Origin of the sequence: Chryseobacterium sp. MEBOG07 (assembly GCF_021869745.1) — a bacterium.
Classification (GTDB): Bacteria; Bacteroidota; Bacteroidia; order Flavobacteriales; family Weeksellaceae; genus Chryseobacterium; species Chryseobacterium viscerum.
Map to the genome: position 1 here is coordinate 1,115,958 of NZ_CP084579.1, position 23,227 is coordinate 1,139,184.

Sequence of the window (23,227 nt, forward strand, 5' to 3'; positions counted from 1 at the left end):
TGGCTAACTTTTTGGGGCAGTCTAAAAAGGATGGTTTATATTTTATAGAAATGATAGATGCTTTTATTTCTTCACTAATTTCAAAGACTGTCTATCTCCTTTTTTAGTTTCAAATTGGATGATATAATTCCCTTTTTCTAATCTCTGAATATTCATTTGTTCATTGAATATTGAAGAACCGCTTTGAATTTTTTTCCCGGATAGATCAAAAATGCTGTACTCAAAACTTTCGCTCCTGTATTTCTTATTTTGTATCGTAATGTTATCATCCGCCGGGTTAGGATAAAGGGTAAAAGTAGTATTCTGATCTTTAGCAGAAATGTCATCCAGCCCTAAAAAACCACTGTTAAATTTGGTCAAATATGACTTAGAGCCATGCGTTACACTCCCTCCGGAATAACAAAGAACAAGTGAACCGTCATTCAGATTAAATAACTTTTTAATATAGTCAGCTCTTAGTGATGTAGTAGGAGGTGCAGCCATAAAATACTGAAAACCGTTGCTGGAAGTGGAATAATCTACACTTCCATTAGCATTCAGCCTAGTTACAAATAATTGATAAATAAGGTTTGGGGTACCATTGTACATATTCATAATAGCTCCCATTATTACTATTTTTGAATTGGGTAATACTGTAATTTGGCCTAATTGCAGCTCTTCTGCAGTGGTAAAGTTATAATTAGCTGTTCTTCCATTATTAGCGAATCCAGAAACAGAAGCACCATCTGAAATTTGAATTTTAGATAAAAAGAAAGTACCTCGGTAGGGAGAACTTTTCTGATGCAATACCAGAATGGAATTATTTGCATAATCATATTCAAAATTTTTGACTGCAGAACCTTCTGTATTAGGAATAAAAACAGATCCATTGCTGCCAAATGTAGAATCATAGGTACCGTCAGGCAGCCTTCTTTCGATGTAAGAATCCTCAGTGTAGGTTAACGTGTTGGTTTTAGTACCCGCCATGACCAGTTTCCCGTCATTTTGGATATAAAACTTTCGGGGATAAAACGTATTAAGCGATAACTTCCCGTTGGTACCGAAATTATTATCAATGACTCCATTGGAATTTACTTTTATCATATAAGAGCCCATGTTGGAAATAAGAAGATAGCTGTTGCCATTTTGATCTACAGCAATATCTTCAGTTGTACCATTTTGACTCACAGATTGAGTGGTAAAACCATTAGTACCAAAGCTGGTATCCAGAGAACCGTCCAGATTAATTCTGGTAATAAACAAATCATATAAACTGTGGGTAGGAGTGGCATTTACTCTTCCATAGATCAATATTTTATTATTATTTAAAACAATTTTTTTGATGGATTCGCTTTTATCTGATGAATTAATGCCCATGTCATAATTCTTTGTTCCAAAAGATGTATCAAGAATTCCACCTTGGTTTACCTTTCTAATGGTGATAGAACCCGTTGATGTTGCAGTAATGAATTGACCATCCGGTAGCATTACAGCATCCGATACTTCTCTATAATCATCATACATGCAATAACCACCATTTCCAAATGTAGGATCTAAACTAATGCTTTGTGCATTCAAAAAAATGGTGAAAATTGAAAAGAATAAGAAATAATGTTTTTTCATAGGTTATAGTTTTTTATAAGAATTTAATCAGAAATAAAAGAAGGAATAAAAAAAACCATCCTTAAAAAGATGGTTTGTAGACCCACAGGGATTCGAACCCCGACTGACGGTACCAAAAACCGGAGTGCTACCGTTACACTATAGGTCTGCTTTATTTTGGTGATGCAAATTTATATATTTTTTTCTTATTTACAAATATCTTCTTTCAATTTTCTACTGTTTTACATGAAAAAATAGAATTTGATTTTCTATTTCCAGGCTCGTTGAAGCAGATAATAACCTTTTGAGGGGAAATAAAATCTGGTACGATGAATTTTTTAATGAAAAATATTCGGTTAATGATAAAAACAAAAACCATCCTTAAAAAGGATGGTTTGTAGACCCACAGGGATTCGAACCCCGAATGACGGTACCAAAAACCGGAGTGTTACCGTTACACTATAGGTCTGTTTTATTTTGGTGGTGCAAATTTACATCTTTTTTATTTATATACAAGGATTTTTGATTTTTTTTTTAAATTTACTGTGGATTTTATTTATGGAAAATATGCTGATAGACTTCAATAATCTCAATATTAATAATTTATCATTTAATACTGAATTTGAAAAAAAAGTGAAAATTTTTCTCGAAGAATGGTTTTCAGAAAAAACAGGGGTGAATGTACAGACTTCAGGCTCTACGGGCATTCCTAAAATTTTTGAAATTGAGAAAAAGAAAATGATCAATTCTGCAGTGATGACGTGCAACTTTTTGGGATTGGAAGAAGGTAATACGGCATTACTCTGTCTGCCTGTAGAATATATTTCTGGGAAAATGATGATTGTCCGTTCTGTAGAAAGAATATTGAAATTAAGAATTGCAGAGCCTTCTCTGAAACCTGTTGAGAACTTAGAGGAAGAAATAGACTTTTGTGCTATGACACCACTTCAGGTAGAAAACTCATTGGAAAAACTTCATCTGATTAAAAATTTAATCATTGGTGGTGCAGCAGTTTCAGAAAGTCTGAAAAATAAAATTCTACAGAAGAATCTCAGTACTTCAAACCGTATTTTTGAAACCTATGGAATGTCGGAAACGCTTTCTCATATCGCTTTAAAACAATTGGTGCCACAGCAGGAAGATTATTTCACAGCTTTTGAAAATGTATCCATCTCGTTGGATGATAGAGGATGCTTGAAAATATTTGCTCCTAATGTGAATGTTGAAGAATTGCAAACTAATGATTTAGTTGATGTTAGGAATGAAAAACAATTTAAATTTCTCGGAAGAATTGATAACGTTATCAATTCTGGAGGAGCAAAAATTTTCCCGGAAACCCTTGAAGTATTGGTAAAAAAAGAACTCCCGAACGAAGCTGTATTTATCGGTTTACCAGATGAAAGCCTGGGGCAAAAACTGATATTGGTAATAGAAGGAGGGAAGTCAGATGAGGTGATAAGGAAAATTTCGGAAATACCATTTGAGAAAAATTTCCATAAACCAAAAGAAATTATTTTCATCAATGAAATTCCTCGGACGCCCAACGGAAAAGTAAACAGAATAGAACTGTATAAAAATATAAACATAGATCTCTAACATGAATCATGATTATTAGCGTTTGGCTCTTAAATCTTGACTTTAAAAAAATAAAACAATGAAAGACTTTTCAAAAGAACTCAGCTTTAAAACTTCCCGCAGCAGCGGAGCAGGAGGGCAGAATGTCAACAAAGTGGAGACTGCTGTTACTGTACTTTGGAAAGTAGATGCCTCAGAGTTTTTTAATGATGATGAAAAAATATTGATTCAGAATAAAGTAAAAAATAGAATCAATGCAGAAGGTTTTTTATTTCTGACAGTTTCCGAAAGCAGAACCCAATTGATGAACAAAAATAAAGCGATTGAGAAAATAATTGAAATCGTCAACAAAGCGCTCATCGTTCCTAAAAAAAGAACGGCAACAAAACCTTCAAAAGGTCAGAAACAGAAAAGACTGGATAGCAAGAAAAAGATTTCGGATAAAAAAGAAAACAGACGTTTTAGGTTTTAAACTTGTTTCTCCCACAGAAAACTTTATTTTTGCCAAAAACTTTAAAAACCATGATAAAAAAATTAATAACACTGGGGTTATTCTCAATCTCCATCATAACTTTTGCTCAAAAATTTTCCATCAGACCTTCCGTAGGTTATGCATGGAGAACAGCAAAAACAATTTCAGGGCTTAGCAAGGAAGAAAAAGAATATGTAAAAGATCTGAAAAATGGGTTGAACTTTGATATTGCTGCCCATTATGAGGTGAGTAGAGGGATTGCATTTGGTTTGAAATATTCTCACTACGGTGCATCCAGTGATGGGTTTATGCTTGGATATGTCAATGGAATGCCAGTTTCTGTTCCTGTGACCACAAAAGATAATATTACGTTTTTCGGATTCTCCGGACTTATTTCAAATAATCATTTACCTACAAGACATAAAGTATTTGCAGATGTAGCGTTGGGAGTAATGTCTTATACTACAAAAACGGGAAGTGTGAAAGGCACAGGAAGTACTTTAGGGGCCGAAATAGATCTTGGTTATCAATATCAGGTCAGCAAGAACTTCCTAATAGGGCCAAAAGTAGGATTAAGTGGTGGTACACTGAATAAAATGAAGTTCAACGGAGTAACATACAAATTTGATGATGATCAAAAAGAAGGTTTACATAGAGTTACTTTAAGTGCAGCCGCTACATTCCGTTTTTAAGTGCTATATTTGTAAGGATTACAAAATATCTCATAATAATGGCAGCAACAATCTCTTTATCAGCAGGAAGCCGACAATCAGGATTGTTGCTGTCGTTACTTTATCTTCACACAGATTCTTTTCTGAAAAGTTCTAAGGACTTTATCAATTAAGCCCTGTCAGGATTCAAGACAGGGAATCACTCCGAATTTTTATTTTTGTTTTTGCGGTTTTCTATAGAAGGAGGCTGTCATATGCCTGGATTCTACATTGGATCGTTAGGGAATAACTGCATTTTAATTAAAAAAAAATTGAAGAAAATGTCCAATCATATTATTGTAACCACCGGAATTTATGATGCTATAAAAGATACACTCAGAAGAAAAAAAGTGAGCATCGGAGAAGAAAAAAGACTTACTGAAGAACTTAGAAAAGCAAAACAAGTTTTGAGAAGAGATCTTCCAACTGACATTGTAACGGTTGAGAGGAAAGTAACCTTAAAAGATCATACATTAAATTTTGAACACGAATATATTTTTGTGCCTTCCACCAAAGAAAAGCTCAAAAAAAATAAGTACTCCATACTATCGGATATTGCCCTTGCGGTCGTAGGATATAAAGTAGGAGATGTTATCGACTGGCCTTTCAAAGATGGAGAAAGGAAGATTGAGATCCTGAAAGTAGAAACCTGGGAAGGATAAATTCCTGTTGAATGCTGTTAGGTTGAATTACAATGAAAGCGTGGCTCGTATGGGCTGCGCTTTTTTATAGACTTAATGTTGGAAAACGCAAAGACGCAAAATTATTTTGAATGCTATGTATTGTAAGGCGCAAGGATTTTATCTTCGATAAAATTGTGTATTATATATATTATTTTTTTTCTCAAGCTGATTTACATAAACATATGCACAATCTGTATGATTTGCATGAAAATTTAATGTTTCCACTTGCTGAAAATCTAAGATTTTCTTGTGCCTTAAAATTTTCATAACGCATGAAACTCTTTGCGCCTTCGCGTTTCCAACAAATGCAATTTAACAAATGATAAAAAAAGATCCCTCTATGGTACTTTCTTGAAGTGCTTTGACTGCATTCCGTTTTTAAGTTTTATCTTTGCAAAAATTAAAAAAATGAGCAAACCGATAACTGAATTCATAGAAAAGTATTACCTGCACTTCAACGCAGCTGCATTGGTGGATGCTTCTAAAGGATATGTTGCACATCTTAAAGATGGTGGGAAAATGATGATTACTTTAGCAGGAGCAATGTCTACTGCTGAATTGGGAAAGATTCTTGCTGAAATGATCCGTCAGGGGAAAGTAGATTTTATCTCTTGTACAGGTGCCAATCTTGAAGAAGATTTAATGAACCTTGTGGCACACTCTCACTATGAAAGAGTTCCTCATTACAGAGATTTGACTGCTCAGGATGAGTGGGATCTTTTGGAAAGAGGTTTAAACAGAGTTACAGATACTTGTATCCCTGAAGAAGAAGCTTTCAGAAGATTACAAAAGCATATCGTAGAGATCTGGAAAGATGCAGAAGCTAAAGGAGAAAGATATTTTCCACACGAATTCATGTACAAAATGATCCTTTCAGGAGTATTGGAGCAATACTATGAGATTCCTAGAGAAAACTCTTGGATGATCGCTGCTGCAGAAGCCAACTTGCCAATCGTAGTACCAGGATGGGAAGATTCTACAATGGGTAATATCTTCGCTTCTTACTGTATCAAAGGAGAACTTACAGCTACTACAATGAAATCAGGTATCGAATATATGACTTACCTAGCTGACTGGTATACTAAAAATTCAGCAGGAAAAGGAGTTGGATTCTTCCAGATTGGTGGAGGTATTGCAGGAGATTTCCCTATCTGTGTAGTACCAATGTTGTATCAGGATATGGAAATGCACGACATTCCTTTCTGGTCTTATTTCTGCCAGATTTCTGACTCTACAACATCTTACGGTTCTTATTCAGGAGCAGTTCCTAATGAGAAAATCACTTGGGGTAAACTAGATATCACTACACCGAAGTTTATCGTTGAAAGTGATGCGACAATCTGTGCACCATTGATGTTCTCTTATATCTTAGAAAACTAAGAACACAATTCTCAAAAGAGATTAAAATATCAGCGCTTCAATTCATTTGGAGCGCTTTTTTATTTCTTGGAAAAAATAAAGTAAAACTATTTAAACCATTAAGAAAGTGAAAATAATAAGAATAATTAAGTTTTATCTTTGATGAAAATAAAGCACATAGCTACATAAAATAGCTTTAGCTATTTCCCTTAATATTCTTTACAACTTAAATGATCTTAACGGTTCAAATATGTGGTATATAGTTTCTCGCAGATCACACAGATTACGCAGATTTTTATACTATCTGCGTGAGATTATATACAATTTTATCGAAGATAAAATCCTTGCGCCTTACAATACATAGCATTCAAAATAATTTTGCGCCTTTGCATTCTCCAAAAAACATACATAAGCATTTGTGAAAATCTGTGTAATCCATAGAAAAGAAAAAAATCAATCCAACGAATTCACTAATACAAAATAACGATACACCAGAATTCCCTTTTCAATCTTAGTCAGATGATTGGGATCTTTATTACTCAGCTTCGGGAGAACCTTTTTATTGACTGCATTCAACAGCCTGAAAAATGATTTTTTCATATCTTTATCTTTTAATGAAACATCATGGAGACTGTAATAGTTCAAAAATGATGCAAAAAAGATAGCCAGCTAAAAACAATAAAGGAATATGGATGAAATTTTCAAACAACAGGTATACGAAGTAGCAAGGCTTATTCCGAAAGGAAGAGTATCTACTTATGGTGCCATAGCAAAAGCAGTTGGCTATCCTAATCATTCCAGACATGTTGGAAAAGCAATGGGAGGATGCCCGAAAGATGTTCCTGCTCACCGTGTTATTTCCAGTTCGGGAGTATTATCTGTCCCGGAATTTCAGCCAAAACTTGAAGCTGAAGGGATTACTATTGAAAATTTCAGAATAAAAAATTTCAAAAAACTGTTTTGGGATCCGATGAATGAACTATAATGAGTTTTTCATTAAACATTCATATCAAAATAAATTCGTGCATTTGTGGCAAAAAATAAGTGTTTTTATAAACACAAAGTTTTTATTTTGATACTAGATAATTTAAAGAGAGCAAAGATGGAATCAATTTCATTGATTCTTACGAAGCTTACACATAACTCTAAAGCTTCATTAGCGACGAAGTCGCCCTTCTTAGCCTCCTAAGAATATAAGGCTTTTATCATAAAACTTTGCGCTAAAATAATCTCCCATAGATTTCGCAGATTACACAGATTCAATCACTACAAGAATTATATTTGTGACATTTGTGAAATTATTAGTGTTCTTCGTGTTTAAAGAAAGAGCTCATAAGAAATTTTGCGTCAAAAAAGCATTCAATTATAATCTACATAAAAAAATGTCACTACATAACTTAATATGAGTGACATCTATATTTTTTACAGTTTCAAACTGTGTTATTTTCTTCCTTTTGGGAGACCTTTTAGTTCATCTTTCAGCCTTTCGTTCTCCTCTTTTAATAAAGCAATATAGTTTTGTAGGTTTTCAATGATAGCTCCCGGAATATTATCATAGTTATTCTGATTGGTAATTACTCCCGCAGAAGAAGATCTATCATTAAATACAGGATGATCATTATTTACAACTACTGTAGCTTCCTCTTCTTCATAAATGTCTTCAATCTGTACATTCAGAAAACGCGCAAGTTTGTCCCATTCATCTTTTACGATCCTTACATCACCGCTTTCTTTTCTGCTGTAATTAGATACATCTGTGGCGATAAAGTCAGCTACCTGTTGTTGAGTATAACCTTTTTGCTTTCTGATGACGCGTAGTTTTTCTTTTGCATGACCGACATTTTATACAAAAATGGCGAAAAAGCAGAATGTATACAATAAAAAGTAGAAAAAATGTAGAGTAAAGCAATGAAGGCTAAGAGAAAAGGCGGAAAAGGTTTATAATATGCATGCTGTGTATATTAATTGTTGAAAATTTTCTTCGCACTAGTTGTTCATTTCATAATAACTTTTGATTGATCAAAGATTATTTTGTAAGAGACAAGACTTAAACCTATAAGGTTTAGATTAACTATTGATATTTTTAGACAGTTTTTTGGGTGTTGGGAACGCAAAGGCGCAAAGAGTTTAATATTATGTCATAGAAATTTAAAGGTGCAAGAAAATCTAAGATTTTCAGCAAAGGAAGATATCTAATCTCGAATTAAATTTTCTCGCAGATCACACAGATTGAGCTGATGTTTATGTAAATCAGCATAATCTGTAAAATCAGCGTGAGATAAAAAATAAACTATACAGTACACAATTTTATCGGAGATAAAATTTTTTTGTCTTACACCATATAGTATTCAAAAAACTAGCGTCTTTGCGCTTTTCCAAACTTTTCATACAAAAAAAGACTGCTTCAAAATGAAACAGTCTCTTGTATATTATTTTTCAAGTTGCTTATAGCTTCTCTGTATAAAATCTGTGAGGTCTTTTCCTTTCAGTAAATTTTGAGAAAGTTTGGCAAGATCCAAAGCATATTTGATCAGATTATCTTTCTCCTCAGCATTCTCGGTCTTTAAAATCTGATTAGAAAACTCACTGTTTGAGTTCACAACAAGATTGTACATCTCAGGGAAGCCTCCCATTCCGAACATACCGCCGCCGCCAGTAGCCTGCATTTCCTTCATTCTTCTCATGAATTCCGGCTGGGTAATCGTAAATGGAGCATCATTGCTGTCAAGATCTTCAAGCTGTATAGTGAATTTAGTATCCTGAATAGCTTCTTCTACATTCTTTTTTAAAGCTTCTTTTTCCGTTTCATTCAGTTTTGAAATAACCGGCTCATCTTTTTTGATCAGGTTGTTCACGTGATCTGCATCTACTCTTGCAAAAGAAATATTATCCTTTGAAGTTTCAAGTTTCTGAATAACGTGTGGAGTGATAGGAGAATCTAATAAAAGAACTTCATATCCTTTATCCTTTGCAGACTGGATGTAGCTGTGCTGTTCATCGGCATTTGTAGCATATAATACAACCAGTTTGTTGTCCTTATCTGTTTGTGTAGGTTTAATTTTTTCAATCAATTCATCCCAAAGGAAATATTTACCATCTGTAGTTGGGTACAGCGTAAATTTGTCTGCTTTCTCAGCAAATTTCTCTTCTGTAATGATTCCGTACTCGATTACGATCTTAATATCGTTCCATTTTTGCTCGTAGTCTTCGCGATTTTCGTTGATTAAAGAAGCCATTTTATCGGCTACTTTTTTCGTGATGTAAGATGAAATTTTCTTTACAGCACCATCTGCCTGAAGATAAGAACGGGAAACATTCAACGGGATATCCGGAGAATCAATCACTCCTCTCAAAAGCATTAGGAAATCAGGAACGATACCTTTTACTTCATCCGTTACGAATACCTGGTTTTGGTATAATTGGATTTTATCTTTATCAATATTTAGATTATTGCTCAGCTTAGGGAAGAATAGAACTCCTGTAAGATTGAAAGGATAATCAACATTCAGGTGGATATTGAATAGAGGCTCCTCAAACTGCATTGGATACAGCTCATGGTAGAACTTCATATAATCCTCATTGGTTAGTTCGCTTGGAGCAATTGTCCATGCAGGAACCGGATTGTTGATGATGTTGTCTACTTCTTCTGTTTCAGCTACTGCATCTTCAGGAGCATCTTCCGGTAATGGAAGTGTATGTGTTTTAGTCCCGAATTTGATCGGAACAGGCATGAATTTGTTATATTTTAATAACAGTTCACGGATTTTTGTTTCTTCTAAAAACTCTACAGAATCTTCAGCAATATGAAGAATAATCTCCGTACCTCTGTCAGTTTTGTCAGTCGTTTCCTCAAGAGTAAATTCCGGGCTTCCATCGCAGATCCAGCGTACTGCCGGCTCATCTTTGTAAGACTTTGTAATAATCTCTACTTTTTCCGCCACCATGAACGCAGAGTAGAATCCAAGACCGAAATGCCCGATAATCCCTGAATCTTTTGCAGAATCTTTATACTTTTCTAGAAACTCTTCAGCTCCTGAGAAAGCAACCTGGTTGATGTATTTCTCAACTTCTTCACCAGTCATACCAATACCTTGGTCAATGATGCGTAAAGTTTTCTGGTCTTTATCAATTTTAACTTCAAGTTTCGGGTTTCCGTATTCCACTTTTGCTTCCCCGATGCTGGTTAAATGTTTCAACTTCAATGTTGCATCAGTAGCGTTGGAGATCAACTCTCTTAAGAATATTTCGTGGTCACTGTAAAGAAATTTTTTAATAAGCGGAAAAATATTTTCCACAGATACATTAATATTTCCTTTAGTCATCATATTTTAGATTTTTTAATTTGTATAATATTTCTCAAAAAAAATACCACGAAGGGGAATGGTGACAGAATGACATTTTTTCGATCGATAAGAAATAGGTTTATGTGGATTTGTCAAAGAAATATCTTATTTTTAATTCTTAAAATTTTATTAAAATGAAGTTGAAATGTACAGTTTTTATTCTGCTCATCATGACCTGTTTTGTGTATGCGCAGAAAAAGCCTTTAGACCATTCTGTTTATGACAATTGGCAAAATATCGGCGCTAGAAAAATCTCAAATGATGGAAAGTGGGTTGCCTATTCTGTAGATGCCCAGGAAGGAAATTCTAACCTTTCTTTATATTCAGTGAAAAATAAAACTTCAAAGAAGTTTGCAAGAGGAACAAAAGTAGATTTTACAAATGATTCCAGGTTTGCTGTTTTTCAAATCCGTCCGCTGTATAAAGATATAAAAGCGGTAAAAGATAAAAAGCTTAAAAAAAATAAATTAACAAAAGACAGCCTTGCAATAGTTGACTTTTTGAATGATAAAACGGAGAAAATTCCTAATGTAAAATCATTTGAAATTCCTGAAAAATCAGGTTCTTACGTTGCTTATCTCCTGGAAAATACAAAAGATAAATCTTCGGATGACGATTCTGATAAAGATGATGGAGACGAAAAGAAAGATGAAGAAAAAAATGCAAAACCATTACAATTGGTAGTGCGAAATCTTTTGGATGGAAAAAGTACGACATATGATAATGTAGTGCGCTACGAGTTCAGTAAAAATGGGAAGCAGCTTGTTTTTGTGACTAAAAAACCTGAAGAGAAAATCAACAAGGATAAAAAGGAAAAGAAAGATTCATTAAATAATAAATCTGAGGATAAAAAGGTCACTGACAAATCAAAACCAAAGAAGTATACACTTCAAACGGTACAAGTAGTTGATCTGCAAAAAGGAACTGTCAATAAAATTTCAGAAATGGAAGGCGATTTTTCACAGTTATCTTTTGATGAAGAAGGGAATCAATTGGCTTACGTAGGTACTTCTTCAGCACAGAATGATCTGGTAAAATTGTATCAGTTGTATTACTTTAATTTTAAAGGAAATAAAAAGGAAACTATTACCAATGAAAATGCTCAGATGAAGAAGAATTGGGTGATTTCTGAAAACCGGTTACCCCTATTCAGTAAAAATGGAAAGCAGCTGTATTTTGGGGTTGCCCCAAAGCCTATTGCAAAAGATACTGCGATGATTGTAAATGACCATGCTGTTGTAGATATCTGGAACTATAAAGATGATTACCTGCAAACGGTACAGTTAAAGGAATTGAAAAATGACTTGAAAAAATCTTACGCTGCCGTAATGCAAACAGAAAAACCGGATTTCTTTAGAAATATTGACAGCGAGGATTTGGATACTTTACGATTGGTCAATGAAGGAAATGCAGAATTTGCGCTAGGTATTACAAGTTTGAATAACCGTATTTCTTCACAATGGGAAGGTTCAACAAAGAAAACCTATTTCCTGATCGATAATAAGACAGGGGAAAGAACGGAAGTTATCCAAAACCTGAACGGGGCAGTAGCTGTGTCTCCACTGGGAAAATTCGTTGTGATTTTTGACAGAGAAAAAGGAAAATGGTTGAGTTATAATATTAAAACAAAGCAAACACTTCCATTGAGCAGCGGATTGCCGGTTTCCTTCGTGGATGAGGAGTTTGATATGCCTGATTTTCCAAGTTCTTATGGAATTGCCTCCTGGACGGATAATGATGAGTCTGTGATTATCAGAGACCGTTTCGACCTTTGGGAGTTTTTCCTAAACGGTTCGAAAAAGCCAAGAAATATCACGAATGGATTTGGACGTAAAAATAAAATCACATTTGATACCTACGACTTAGATAAAGATATTAAAAGTTTAAACCGAAAATCGTCTATTTATTTGTCAGCATTTGATAATACATCTAAGGCGAACGGAATTTTCAAAACCTCTATTCAGTCGAATTCTGATCCTGTAAAGATTCAAATGGAAAATGTTTGGGGATATCGTAGTCTTCAAAAAGCGAAAAATACGGAAGAATATATTTTAGTAAAAGAGTCATATACTGATTCTCCTAATATTTTTGCAACATCAGATTTTTCAAAACAACAGAAGCTGAGTGATACAAACCCACAGCAAACTCATTATAATTGGGGTACAGACGAACTGGTAAACTGGACAACACCAAAAGGAAATTCATCTACAGGAGTTTTATACAAACCGGAAAACTTTGATCCGAATAAAAAATATCCTATGATTGTCTATTTCTACGAAAAACTTTCGGATAACCTGAACCGTTATGTAGCACCGGCTCCAACGCCTTCAAGATTAAATATTTCTTATTTTGTGAGCAACGGGTATCTGGTTTTTACTCCTGATATTTCTTACACTGACGGTTTTCCTGGAGAATCTGCAATGGAATACATTAATTCCGCAGTTGAAAAATTAAAGCAAAATTCATGGGTAGATGGTACTAAAATCGGAATTCAGGGACAAAGCTGGGGAGGTTATCAGGTAGCCTATCTTATTGCTCATACCAATATGTACGCAGCGGCCTGGAGTGGAGCTCCGGTTGTAAACATGACTTCAGCATATGGGGGAATTCGATGGACTTCAGGAATGAACAGACAATTTCAGTATGAAAAATCTCAAAGTAGATTAGGGAAAAACCTATGGGAAGCGCCGGATCTTTATATTAAAAATTCACCGCTTTTTATGATTGATAAAGTGAAAACTCCGGTAGTCATTATGAGTAACGATAAAGATGGAGCAGTGCCTTGGTACCAGGGAATTGAAATGTTTACTGCATTACGCCGTCTCGGAAAACCAGTATGGCTTCTGAATTATAATGGAGATGATCACAACCTTGTAAAGCGCCAGAACAGAAAAGATATCCAAATCCGTGAACAGCAGTTCTTTGATTATTATCTTAAAGGGGCTAAAGCTCCGGCCTGGATGACAAAAGGGGTTCCAGCAACCCAAAAAGGAAAAGATTGGGGATTTGAATTGACAGATGATAAGCCTAATTGATAAAATAATCGGCGGAGCCCAAGGCTCCGCCGATTATTTTTTAATAAATATTTAAAAAAAATGCGAAGAAAGATAAACTGACACAATGGCATTTTTTTATGATGGATCTGTTGGTCGCTTTTTATTATATTTACCGCCAATTATAAATAACAGTATGGGAATCTTTGATTTTTTTAAAAAGAAAAGTAACAGTCAGGAAAATGTGAGTACTCCGGTTCAGGAAATGGAAATGCCAGAGGAAAAAGTAGTAGAGGAAGTGGTGGAAGAAGTTGTAGAAACAATACCAGAAATCCCTTCACAAACAATAGAAGAGCCTAAGATAAATAGTGAGTACGAAAAAATCAAAACTTATAATGATTATATAGTGTATTCTATAGCACTTCAGCTAAGAGGAGAATATACTCCTATTTCTGCTTTTGAAAAAGAAAATGGCGAGGTGGAAGGTTTTGCTTATATGGTGACAGAAGATGCTTATGCACTTTCTCCACAGCAGGCAATTGGACAAATGGAAGAAAGATTTGAAAATGAACTTCAGGAAGGTAAGATCAAGTCTTATATGATTTTGTATCATTCTCAATTTGATCATAATGGTAATCATACTCCGGCAATCCAGGAAGGAGAGTTTAAGGGAATTTCTCTTGCGTATCATTTTGCAGGTCATGATAAGGCGAAAACAGGTCTACCTTATGTTTTCGAAAATCAGAATGTTACATATAAAGGTTTTGCAGAGTTTTCTCATGAAGAAAATAATGAGATTATGAATCATCAATTGGTTGATGGCAGAGATTATTTCCCAAATACAGAAGGAATTGCAGCTCCTGAAACGACTAACGAAGCAGGAATTATCATAAGAAAATCTAATATTCATAATCTTGTGAATACATGGAGCGGGATTTTTGGTCACGAAAACTTCCAGACTAAAGATTACGGTCAGTATCTGACAAATGTTTTAATGCAATCTACGGTTGCTGATCCGGCTGGTGAGGATAAAAGCAAAACAGAATTTGAAGATGTAAGATTCAAAACCATTGTTACAGATGAGCTTAGCACAATAATTCCGGAAGTAAAAACTGATTATACTTTGGATTTTGAAACAAGATCAATCAGAGAGTGGGAAAACGCACTGAATTTACAGGCGATTGTTGCTGGTCCGGCCAGAGATACTTTCGGAGTTTGGTTCTTTGCTACGGATTATGCTGAAAACAGAAACAGATATATGACACAGCCTCATCTGAAGGTGAATGTGAGCGGAATTGTTTTCATTCTTGATGTTCATACGAATAATGATCTACCAGACGGTACTAAAATGAGTGAGGACTTCACGACCTATGTACCAAGTCAGGATCTTCCTAATTATGCATGTTTTGATTTTATTGCTCAGTTGGTAGACTTTAAGGAAACAGAATTGCTTGAAGACGGTAGCGTTAAAGGATATATTCTGAAATTGAAATTGATCACCAATGAAGAAAATGAAGATTTCTTCACGATTGATGCTTTTGTCAATAAAGAGAATGTGAGATTGGAAACCCTTACAAAAGGAATGAAGGTGACTGGAGCACTCCAGCTGCAAGGTAAAATTGCTGAATAATTTTTAAAAATATAAAAGCTTAAAGAGGTTGTTCTAAGGAATGACCTCTTTTTTATTGTAAATAAAACCTGAAAGATTATTTTAACGGAAAGGAATAAGAGATACGAAAGTTGATCTTAAGGATGCAAAGAGTTGAGACTATGTCGCTGATGAAGTTTTAGGGTAAATGATGCGTTTGCTCAGAAAGAATCAATGAAATTGATTCCAACTTTGCTCTCTTAAAACCTTACGATATACAGATGAAATCTTTGCGTTTAAAAAAAAATCTGCATTAAAAAAACAAAAAAGGCAATCCGAAGACTGCCTTTTCTATTATTTTTTTGAAAAATTATTTCTTTTTCATTTCCTCCTTGATCTTGTTTTCCAATTCCTCAGAAAGATCTGGATTGTCTTTTAAAACATCTTTTACAGCATCACGTCCCTGACCAAGTTTAGTCTCTTCGTAGCTGAACCAAGAACCGCTTTTCTTCACGATTCCCATATCTACTGCAGTATCCAGAATTTCACCTACTTTAGAAACTCCTTCACCATACATGATATCGAATTCTGCTTGTTTGAAAGGAGGTGCTACTTTGTTTTTCACAATCTTCACTTTCACACGGCTACCAATAGCTTCGTCACCTTGTTTGATCGGTGCACTTGCTTTTCTGATATCAATTCTTACAGAAGCGTAGAACTTAAGAGCGTTACCTCCGGTAGTGGTTTCAGGGTTTCCGAACATGACACCGATTTTTTCTCTCAACTGGTTGATGAAAATTACAGTACATTTTGTTCTTGAAATAGTAGCAGTCAATTTTCTTAATGCCTGAGACATCAATCTTGCGTGAAGACCCATTTTAGAATCTCCCATTTCACCTTCGATTTCTGCTTTTGGCGTAAGCGCAGCAACAGAGTCAATCACAACGATATCAATCGCCCCTGAACGGATCAGGTTATCTGCAATTTCTAAAGCCTGCTCCCCGTTGTCCGGCTGAGAAATGATCAGGTTTTCAAGATCAATTCCTAATTTTGCAGCATATGTTCTGTCGAAAGCGTGCTCTGCATCAATGAATGCTGCAATACCACCTGCTTTTTGAGCTTCAGCAATAGCATGAAGGGTCAAAGTTGTTTTACCTGAAGATTCAGGACCATATATTTCAATGATTCTTCCTTTTGGATATCCACCTATTCCTAATGCGATATCTACTCCTAAAGAACCGGAAGGAATTACTTCTATTGTAGTGTCTACAGCACTATCTCCCAAAGTCATTACAGTCCCTTTTCCGTATGTTTTATCTAATTTGTCAAGCACTAGTGCAAGTGCTTTTTTCTTATCATCAATGTTACTCATCGCTATTAAAATAATTTCTCAAAAATACATAATTTAAACATCAAAAGCTAATATTATTTGTATCTGGAATCTGTTTTTAGAGTTAAAAAACGATAAAGTTTTATGAGTGATGTTATTCATAACGAATGAGATGCAGAATGTGGTATCAAGTAATATTTAAAAAATAAATTTAAGATAAAAAAGTTAGAGTTGGAAGCAATAAACAGGAGGCTGGAAGCAGGTATTGAATGAATGATTTCCCGTTTTCATAACTTCTTGATGAGTACAACCATCGTTTTATCCCCATCCAATATAAAAAAATGCTTATCTTAAAAGCTTGTTTTTAAAGATCATAATATGGACAGAAAATTAAAACTATTTCTGATTAAATCTTTTTCAGTCTTAGCAGTCATACACCTGGCTTATTTTATTTACGGATATGTAAAGTTTGAAGGTGTTCAAAAAATTGATATTTATACAGAATTTTATAGATTCAAGTTTTATGATGATGTCTCCATTTCTCACTTTTTCATATCTGGTCTTTTTTTGTTTGTCTTTGTTATTATTCTCCTTAGAAATCATTCCAAAAAAAGAGATGGACTTTCAAAAATTTTGAAAATAGGGATTATACTTCTGTTGGTATCCTTTTTCTCACTGACTTTTTTTATCAGTTATAGTTTTGGATTAAATGCAAAACTACGAACTGAATTGCCTGAAAAGGATCTTAATAAAGACAAGACGTTACTGAATGTCTTACAGCCTTTTTTATACAACTATACTTCCTACAGTTCGGAGAAACTATTTAATCCCGAAAATATTTTATATCCTAAACCTTATCCTGTGATTGAAGTGAGAGATACGATCTACTACGATCCGGACAATAAGGATTATTATTCAACAGAATCCAGTTATTACAGTATTGACACGCTAAGAATGCTGAGTACCAATCATGAAAAATTAAATAATAAAACGAAAATGGTGCTTGATTTTCTTGGACTTGACGCCAAGGAGCTGGAAAAAAGGATTATTTCTAAAAAGGAGATAGGGGATAGTACCGAAATTATATTTAAAGGAGTAGAGGTACATCCTCAATACGACGAGAAGATGTGTATTTTTCTTGAAAACAAAAGCTTGTTTTCTCCATTGCATAAAATCTCTGAACCTCAGCAGCAATATCAAAATGCAGTCAAAAGGTACAATTTGCTTTACAAATATAATCAGGATTCACTCCTTTATTCGTTTCATAGGCTGAATGTCCTTTTAAAAAAATATAATATAGAAACGCATATCGTTCCGAAAGAGCTGACTAAAGATGTCTTTTATTACAGGGATCATCAGCGGGAACCTTTGAATGAGATACGAAATACTTACGAAAGAAATAACTTAAAAGAGAAATTTGCAACCCTTGACCGATTGTTCTACAAGCCAAATTATCTTCATCCTTCCATCATGGGAATTTTTATCACTGTTATTATTAGCGTTTGGTTTATCTTATTTTTATTGTATCTGATCTGGAATTTGAGGAGAAGAAAACTTTCTTCGGGTGACTTTAAGGGAAGTGAATAAATGTAACATTATATCTTTTTTTAGTCAGATTGATATCACTTGCAGTTTTTAATGAAAATTAGAATTTTTGGTGATGTTCAAATAGTCTTCCAATACTTTCATTTGATCCTTATTTCCTCTTTTTATTCTTGTCTCCCGGCTTACCAGGCTGTCATAAATTTTGTTGAAAAGTATTTTCGATTTTGGAAACAGATTTTTGTAGGAAACTTCCGGGATCTCTAATCTTTTGCAGACTTCATCATCCAGCAAAAACCAGGTACAGCAGATGTGCAGATATCTTAAATTTTTTCTTTGAAACTCAAATTTTAAAATAGGATTTTCCAGGGATTCATTCAGTAAAGAATGGGCGAGAAGAACAGAGTCTTTATCGGAAGGCGGCTGAACAGAAGTCCATAAATAAAAATACTCAGCAGCCTGTTTCTTGTCGTCCGGAAGAAGTTGTTCCGGAATTCCCAAAAGATAACCTACATATTTCCAAAGGTGAAACATTCCTTGTTCCTCTTCAGTGGAAAAACTATTTCCCAGTTTTTGAAGACTGTGAAGAAATACCAGGCTGAACCCGATATACGTTGCCATCATATCCCAGGAATTGATGGGCTCACCCCAATTCTCAGTGTCCCAGCCTTTATAATGTTTTTTTATGGAAAGTCTTGCATAGGAGTGAATCAAGCGGGTTTTTATAGCAAACTCATATCCTTTTGCATGAAGTTCCAGTGCATTGTAACGGGTTGCATTCACCCAGAAATCCAGTGTTTCTGAAAGACGTTTTACCGCTCCTTTTTTCAAGGCTTCTGTAACGATGAGTGGTTTATTGAGGTAAGCGTAATCGTAACCGCCAATGAGACAGTAATCCCTTAGGGAAATTAAAGAGTCAAGGTTACTTCTCATACAAAGTTCAGCACCACTTTTGAGCAGATTGTAATCAAGCCAATCGGGAACTTTCTGCGTCTGGCTGAACATTTTTTTTACACTTTCGGGAACTGAATCTGTTTCGGAAACTCCATTTCTTATATAATGTTCAATTTCTTTGGAAGCTTCATTAAATTTCTTAGTGAAATAAACATCCTTTACAACCTCGTCACCCATTTCATCTGCATGATGAAAAAAGGGTGCGAATTTTTCAAAATTTTCAAAACTCACTTCTGCTCCGGAAAATTCAATAAGAAGTTTTCCATTACCTTTTTCCCAAAAATCCTTGAAATGTGGAGAATCTTTAAACCTTGGTTGTATCATGTTCATTCCTTTACGTATAAAAGTACAAGTTTTATGCTGAAGTTCTTTGGTGAGATTTATCAGGATTGTGATGAGCTTTCTACAGGTATCCCCATTCAAAGGTCTTTCTGATGAGTTCAGAGCTGTTTTTGCAGTCAGATTTTCTTAAAATATTTTTTCTGTGAGTACGTACGGTTTCTTCCGAGATATGTAACAGATTGGATATTTTTCCTGTTGGGTATCCTTTCGCAATACAATTAATGATCTCGACTTCTCTTTTGGTAAAAATGACAAAAGTAGATTCAGGAGATTTATTGTGTTCCATCCATTGCATCTGATGGAAATCTTCCCGTCCGTTAATTCCGGATACAAGTACAATATAAGAATTTTGATGGGTGATGTGTTCAATATTGGTGTGGATATTAACGGCCTGCAAAAGCCTGCCGTTTTCATCTTTATACGTATGTAAAGCCTGATGATGAAAGAGTTCATAATTGCCTCTTGAAGTTCTCATTCTGAAACAGTAGCTGGTTTTCAGTTCCTGCTGGTAATCAAAACCATCTATTTCCTTTATTTTTTCTATAGACATTCTTTCGGCTTCCATGACAAATTCCACATCGTCAGGATGGATGAGGTCTATAATTTCTTTCAGATGTATGGGATATTTATTAAGACCATGTACTGTCAAAATATCTTCGTGGTGATCACAGATGATGGTGCTGTCTGCGAAATTAATGACATAATAATAGAATTTTCCCGGAGCGAAAACTTCTCCGATAATGCTTTCAATCGTTGGAACAGGTAATATTCTGTTATCATTCTGTAAAATTTCAGGATAGTCATTCCAGACTTTAATGAGGGGATGCAGTTTTTTTGCATGAGTCAGATGTTTTTTCTCCATTGGTTAATGTTTTCTTAAAAATAATAAAATTATGTTAAATAAAATCACCCTTTTGTGGTATTTCGTGTGGTAGGAAAGTATTGTAGTTTTAAATAAAACTAATGACCATTTCAAAAAAACTTTAATCTGAAAAATAAACAACCATGAAAACAAAAATTGTATTACTGTTTCTGCTTGGATGGGTGGGGATAGTTTGTGGGCAGCAAAGAAAGCTTAGTGAAATCAGTTCTGAAAAATTCAAAAGCTTACAAAACTCAAAAACTAAAGCAAACTTTCTTGAAATGTTAACAAAAGAGAATAATAATATCAAGCTAGAGAATATTATTGAAAGTAACACGGGAATATCATTTTCGAATATCACGAGTAATAATATTTCAGAGGAAGAATTAATTTTTGAGAAAATTTATTTTACAGATAATCGCCCTATTCTTATTAATCTAAAAGGTGAAAAGATATTTGTAATTACTGGAGATAAAGGAAAAAGGCTTCTTTTTTATGGCAAAGGAGGATTTTTCTTAACAGAAAAAGGTACTGGAACTGATGGTATTAGAAATGAAATGGAAGATGCTTTTGATAAAATAGGATATAGTTGTAGTAATAATAAAGCGGTTCATGATAGTATTTTGGACTTTAATTTGAGAACGATTAAAAGAGCTGTAGTATTAAACTCATCAGATGATGCAACAAATAATAATGCCTTGGTTTTTACAAATGGAACAAACGATACAAAAATTAGTTTGGGGGCAAATTTTAATTATAAAGACACTTATTTTTATAATGTAGCACTTTATACCTCAAGTGCTAATACAGGTTTTTTGTATTCAAACAAAGCTTGGAAAAACGATATAGGGGCTTCATTTACTATAAATAAAATGGTTTTTCCTGAATCACAAGATTTTATTTCCTCTGATTGTGAGGGTCTTGCGAAAAGAAGAGAAGAGTATAAAAACACTTTATTAGAAAAGTATCAAAATTTGAAAACTGATTATAAAGCTTATGAGAATGAATTGGCTAAGTTAAAGAGTAAAAAATATGATGATAATAATTTAGGAATTCTTGAAAGAGATAAAAAAAATGAGATCAATCGAAAAGACATAGACTCAATTACTGCAAAAATGAAATTGTATGAGAAAATATTATTAAATCCCGGTAAGTTTATAGAACAACAGATGATCGCTTTTGATCGTAAGAATGATATTTTAAAAGGAAGTAAATTGCATTGGATTAAAAGTACAATAAGTGTTTCAAATCAAAATGTCAATTTAGATTCTATGCAACTGTTAACTAATAATAAGGGAATTACTAATTTTCCAAAGTTATCAATTGACTTATCATATAATTTCAATTGGCAGTCAAAATCAAAATTGCTTAATTTTCAAGCTTTTAGTAATGTTTCTATGGGAAGTTTGCTTGACGCAAAGGTTGGTAATGAAAAACCATACTTGGTAAATAGAGATGAAGACATTTTTATTTTTGATACGTCTGGCACACAGATAGGAAGATATGCAAATTTAAAAAGAGCGTTTTGGACACTTCAATCAGGCATGCAATGTACCTTCTTTCTTGTTAAGAATTTTGGGTTTTCTGGTTTTGCTTCCCATTCTTTTGCTCTTCAAACTTTAAATGATACAGAGTATCGTAATAGATATTCTTTGATGGGAGGACTAGTAATTAAAATAAACAATGAGCAGGATATAAACAAAGCTACTCTTAGAATTTTATGTGGGGTTGAAAATGAACCATATAAGACAAAAGTATCTGATAATTTTATGATCAAAATTACGTTAGGTATTCCTTTTAATCTCTATAATAAAAAAACATAACAAAAAAACCTTCCCATCGGGAAGGTTTTATATTACTTATCGCTTATTACTTATTATAAAGAAGCAGCGTGTACAAGCATATCAACTAACTTGTTAGAGTAACCCATTTCATTGTCATACCAAGAAACAAGTTTCACGAAGTTAGGAGAAAGCATGATACCAGCATCTTTGTCGAAGATAGAAGTTCTCTTATCTCCTACGAAGTCCTGAGATACTACTGCATCTTCAGTATATCCTAGGATACCTTTCAATTCACCTTCAGAAGCAGCTTTGATTACTGAACAGATTTCTTCATAAGAAGCAGATTTTTCAATTCTCACTGTTAAATCTACTACAGAAACGTCAACAGTTGGTACTCTGAAAGACATACCTGTTAATTTTCCGTTTAATGAAGGGATTACTTTTCCTACCGCTTTAGCAGCACCTGTAGAAGAAGGAATGATGTTGTTTAGAGCAGCTCTACCACCTCTCCAGTCTTTTACTGAAGGACCGTCAACAGTTTTTTGAGTAGCTGTTGTAGCGTGTACAGTTGTCATTAAACCTTCTACGATTCCGAAGTTATCGTGGATTACTTTAGCTAAAGGAGCTAAACAGTTTGTAGTACAAGAAGCGTTTGATAAAATTTTGATATCATCCGTAAGTTCCTTGTGGTTTACACCCATTACGAACATTGGAGTATCATCTTTAGAAGGAGCAGAAAGGATTACTTTCTTTGCACCTGCATTGATGTGAGCCTGAGCAGTATCTTTAGATAAGAAAAGACCTGTAGATTCTACGATATAGTCAGCACCGATTTCGTTCCACTTTAGGTTGTTAGGATCTCTTTCTGCAGTTACTCTGATTCTTTTCCCGTTTACTACAAGATCATTTCCTTCTACAGAAACTTCACCTGGGAAAATACCGTGTACAGAGTCATATTTTAACATGTAAGCCATGTATTCTGCATTGATTAGGTCATTGATTCCTACAACTTCAATGTTGTCTCTTTCAGTCATTGCTCTGAAAACAAGACGTCCAATTCTACCAAAACCGTTGATACCTACTTTAATTGTTGACATAATAGTTTGTTT

The 23,227-nt window shown here is 34.3% G+C and carries 18 protein-coding genes and 2 tRNA genes; 10 read left to right on the forward strand and 10 right to left on the reverse strand.

Translation table 11 applies throughout. From position 1 onward, the window contains the following. Positions 1-63 precede the first annotated feature (63 nt). The 3 genes from LF886_RS05125 to LF886_RS05135 form a co-directional block, all read right to left on the reverse strand. Complete coding sequence (locus LF886_RS05125) at positions 64-1,602, reverse strand: T9SS type A sorting domain-containing protein (RefSeq protein ID WP_236853001.1); 1,539 nt, start codon at positions 1,600-1,602, stop codon at positions 64-66. Positions 1,603-1,679: 77 nt separating this feature from the next. Continuing rightward, a tRNA-Gln gene (locus LF886_RS05130) sits at positions 1,680-1,750 on the reverse strand. A 229-nt stretch (positions 1,751-1,979) separates the two neighbouring features. Next, positions 1,980-2,050, reverse strand: a tRNA-Gln gene (locus tag LF886_RS05135). Positions 2,051-2,148: 98 nt separating this feature from the next. Here LF886_RS05135 and LF886_RS05140 point away from each other — a divergent pair. The 5 genes from LF886_RS05140 to LF886_RS05160 all read left to right on the forward strand — a co-directional run bounded on the left by LF886_RS05140 (position 2,149) and on the right by LF886_RS05160 (position 6,401). Further along, complete coding sequence (locus LF886_RS05140; protein WP_236853002.1) at positions 2,149-3,177, forward strand: AMP-binding protein; 1,029 nt, start codon at positions 2,149-2,151, stop codon at positions 3,175-3,177. Between the two features lie 58 nt (positions 3,178-3,235). Further along, on the forward strand, positions 3,236-3,628 hold the full coding sequence (gene arfB, locus LF886_RS05145; RefSeq protein ID WP_236853003.1) for an alternative ribosome rescue aminoacyl-tRNA hydrolase ArfB: 393 nt from the start codon (positions 3,236-3,238) through the stop codon (positions 3,626-3,628). Between the two features lie 50 nt (positions 3,629-3,678). Next, positions 3,679-4,320: a hypothetical protein gene (locus LF886_RS05150; protein WP_236853004.1), complete on the forward strand. Its 642-nt coding sequence runs from the start codon at positions 3,679-3,681 to the stop codon at positions 4,318-4,320. Between the two features lie 299 nt (positions 4,321-4,619). Continuing rightward, entirely contained in the window at positions 4,620-5,000 is a 381-nt protein-coding gene (locus LF886_RS05155; protein WP_236853005.1) for a GreA/GreB family elongation factor, read from the forward strand. Between the two features lie 429 nt (positions 5,001-5,429). Continuing rightward, positions 5,430-6,401 (forward strand): deoxyhypusine synthase family protein, encoded by a 972-nt coding sequence (locus LF886_RS05160; RefSeq protein ID WP_236853006.1) that lies wholly within the window; start codon positions 5,430-5,432, stop codon positions 6,399-6,401. Between the two features lie 432 nt (positions 6,402-6,833). Here LF886_RS05160 and LF886_RS05165 read toward each other — a convergent pair whose 3' ends face one another. Continuing rightward, on the reverse strand, positions 6,834-6,980 hold the full coding sequence (locus LF886_RS05165) for a hypothetical protein (RefSeq protein ID WP_236853007.1): 147 nt from the start codon (positions 6,978-6,980) through the stop codon (positions 6,834-6,836). 88 nt (positions 6,981-7,068) lie between these two features. Here LF886_RS05165 and LF886_RS05170 point away from each other — a divergent pair, with 88 nt between their 5' ends. Beyond that, positions 7,069-7,365 carry an MGMT family protein gene (locus tag LF886_RS05170; protein ID WP_236853008.1) on the forward strand — a complete coding sequence of 99 codons (297 nt, stop codon included), beginning with the start codon at positions 7,069-7,071 and terminating at the stop codon, positions 7,363-7,365. A 455-nt stretch (positions 7,366-7,820) separates the two neighbouring features. Here the strand turns inward: LF886_RS05170 and LF886_RS05175 are convergent, their stop codons facing one another. Then, the gene (locus LF886_RS05175) at positions 7,821-8,189 is read right to left on the reverse strand and encodes a helix-turn-helix transcriptional regulator (RefSeq protein WP_317207666.1); all 369 of its coding nucleotides are present in this window, start codon (positions 8,187-8,189) and stop codon (positions 7,821-7,823) included. Positions 8,190-8,809: 620 nt separating this feature from the next. Continuing rightward, the gene (gene htpG, locus LF886_RS05180) at positions 8,810-10,702 is read right to left on the reverse strand and encodes a molecular chaperone HtpG (protein WP_236854292.1); all 1,893 of its coding nucleotides are present in this window, start codon (positions 10,700-10,702) and stop codon (positions 8,810-8,812) included. A gap of 155 nt (positions 10,703-10,857) precedes the next feature. Here htpG and LF886_RS05185 point away from each other — a divergent pair, with 155 nt between their 5' ends. Together LF886_RS05185 and LF886_RS05190 are read left to right on the forward strand one after the other, a co-directional pair. Then, positions 10,858-13,758 carry an alpha/beta hydrolase family protein gene (locus LF886_RS05185; RefSeq protein WP_236853009.1) on the forward strand — a complete coding sequence of 967 codons (2,901 nt, stop codon included), beginning with the start codon at positions 10,858-10,860 and terminating at the stop codon, positions 13,756-13,758. A 154-nt stretch (positions 13,759-13,912) separates the two neighbouring features. Further along, positions 13,913-15,346, forward strand: a complete 1,434-nt coding sequence (locus LF886_RS05190) for a hypothetical protein (RefSeq protein ID WP_236853010.1) — start codon at positions 13,913-13,915, stop codon at positions 15,344-15,346. 328 nt (positions 15,347-15,674) lie between these two features. Here the strand turns inward: LF886_RS05190 and recA are convergent, their stop codons facing one another. After that, on the reverse strand, positions 15,675-16,676 hold the full coding sequence (gene recA / locus LF886_RS05195; RefSeq protein ID WP_236853011.1) for a recombinase RecA: 1,002 nt from the start codon (positions 16,674-16,676) through the stop codon (positions 15,675-15,677). A gap of 336 nt (positions 16,677-17,012) precedes the next feature. Between recA and LF886_RS05200 the strand changes: the two genes are divergently transcribed. Further along, entirely contained in the window at positions 17,013-18,221 is a 1,209-nt protein-coding gene (locus tag LF886_RS05200) for a hypothetical protein (RefSeq protein WP_236853012.1), read from the forward strand. A 48-nt stretch (positions 18,222-18,269) separates the two neighbouring features. Here LF886_RS05200 and LF886_RS05205 read toward each other — a convergent pair whose 3' ends face one another. Together LF886_RS05205 and LF886_RS05210 are read right to left on the reverse strand one after the other, a co-directional pair. After that, entirely contained in the window at positions 18,270-19,460 is a 1,191-nt protein-coding gene (locus LF886_RS05205) for an oxygenase MpaB family protein (RefSeq protein WP_236853013.1), read from the reverse strand. Between the two features lie 73 nt (positions 19,461-19,533). Then, entirely contained in the window at positions 19,534-20,334 is an 801-nt protein-coding gene (locus LF886_RS05210) for a response regulator transcription factor (protein WP_236853014.1), read from the reverse strand. A gap of 143 nt (positions 20,335-20,477) precedes the next feature. Here LF886_RS05210 and LF886_RS05215 point away from each other — a divergent pair, with 143 nt between their 5' ends. Continuing rightward, complete coding sequence (locus LF886_RS05215) at positions 20,478-22,157, forward strand: hypothetical protein (protein WP_236853015.1); 1,680 nt, start codon at positions 20,478-20,480, stop codon at positions 22,155-22,157. Positions 22,158-22,210: 53 nt separating this feature from the next. Here the strand turns inward: LF886_RS05215 and gap are convergent, their stop codons facing one another. Next, positions 22,211-23,215: a type I glyceraldehyde-3-phosphate dehydrogenase gene (gene gap / locus LF886_RS05220; protein WP_103233591.1), complete on the reverse strand. Its 1,005-nt coding sequence runs from the start codon at positions 23,213-23,215 to the stop codon at positions 22,211-22,213. Positions 23,216-23,227 lie beyond the last annotated feature (12 nt).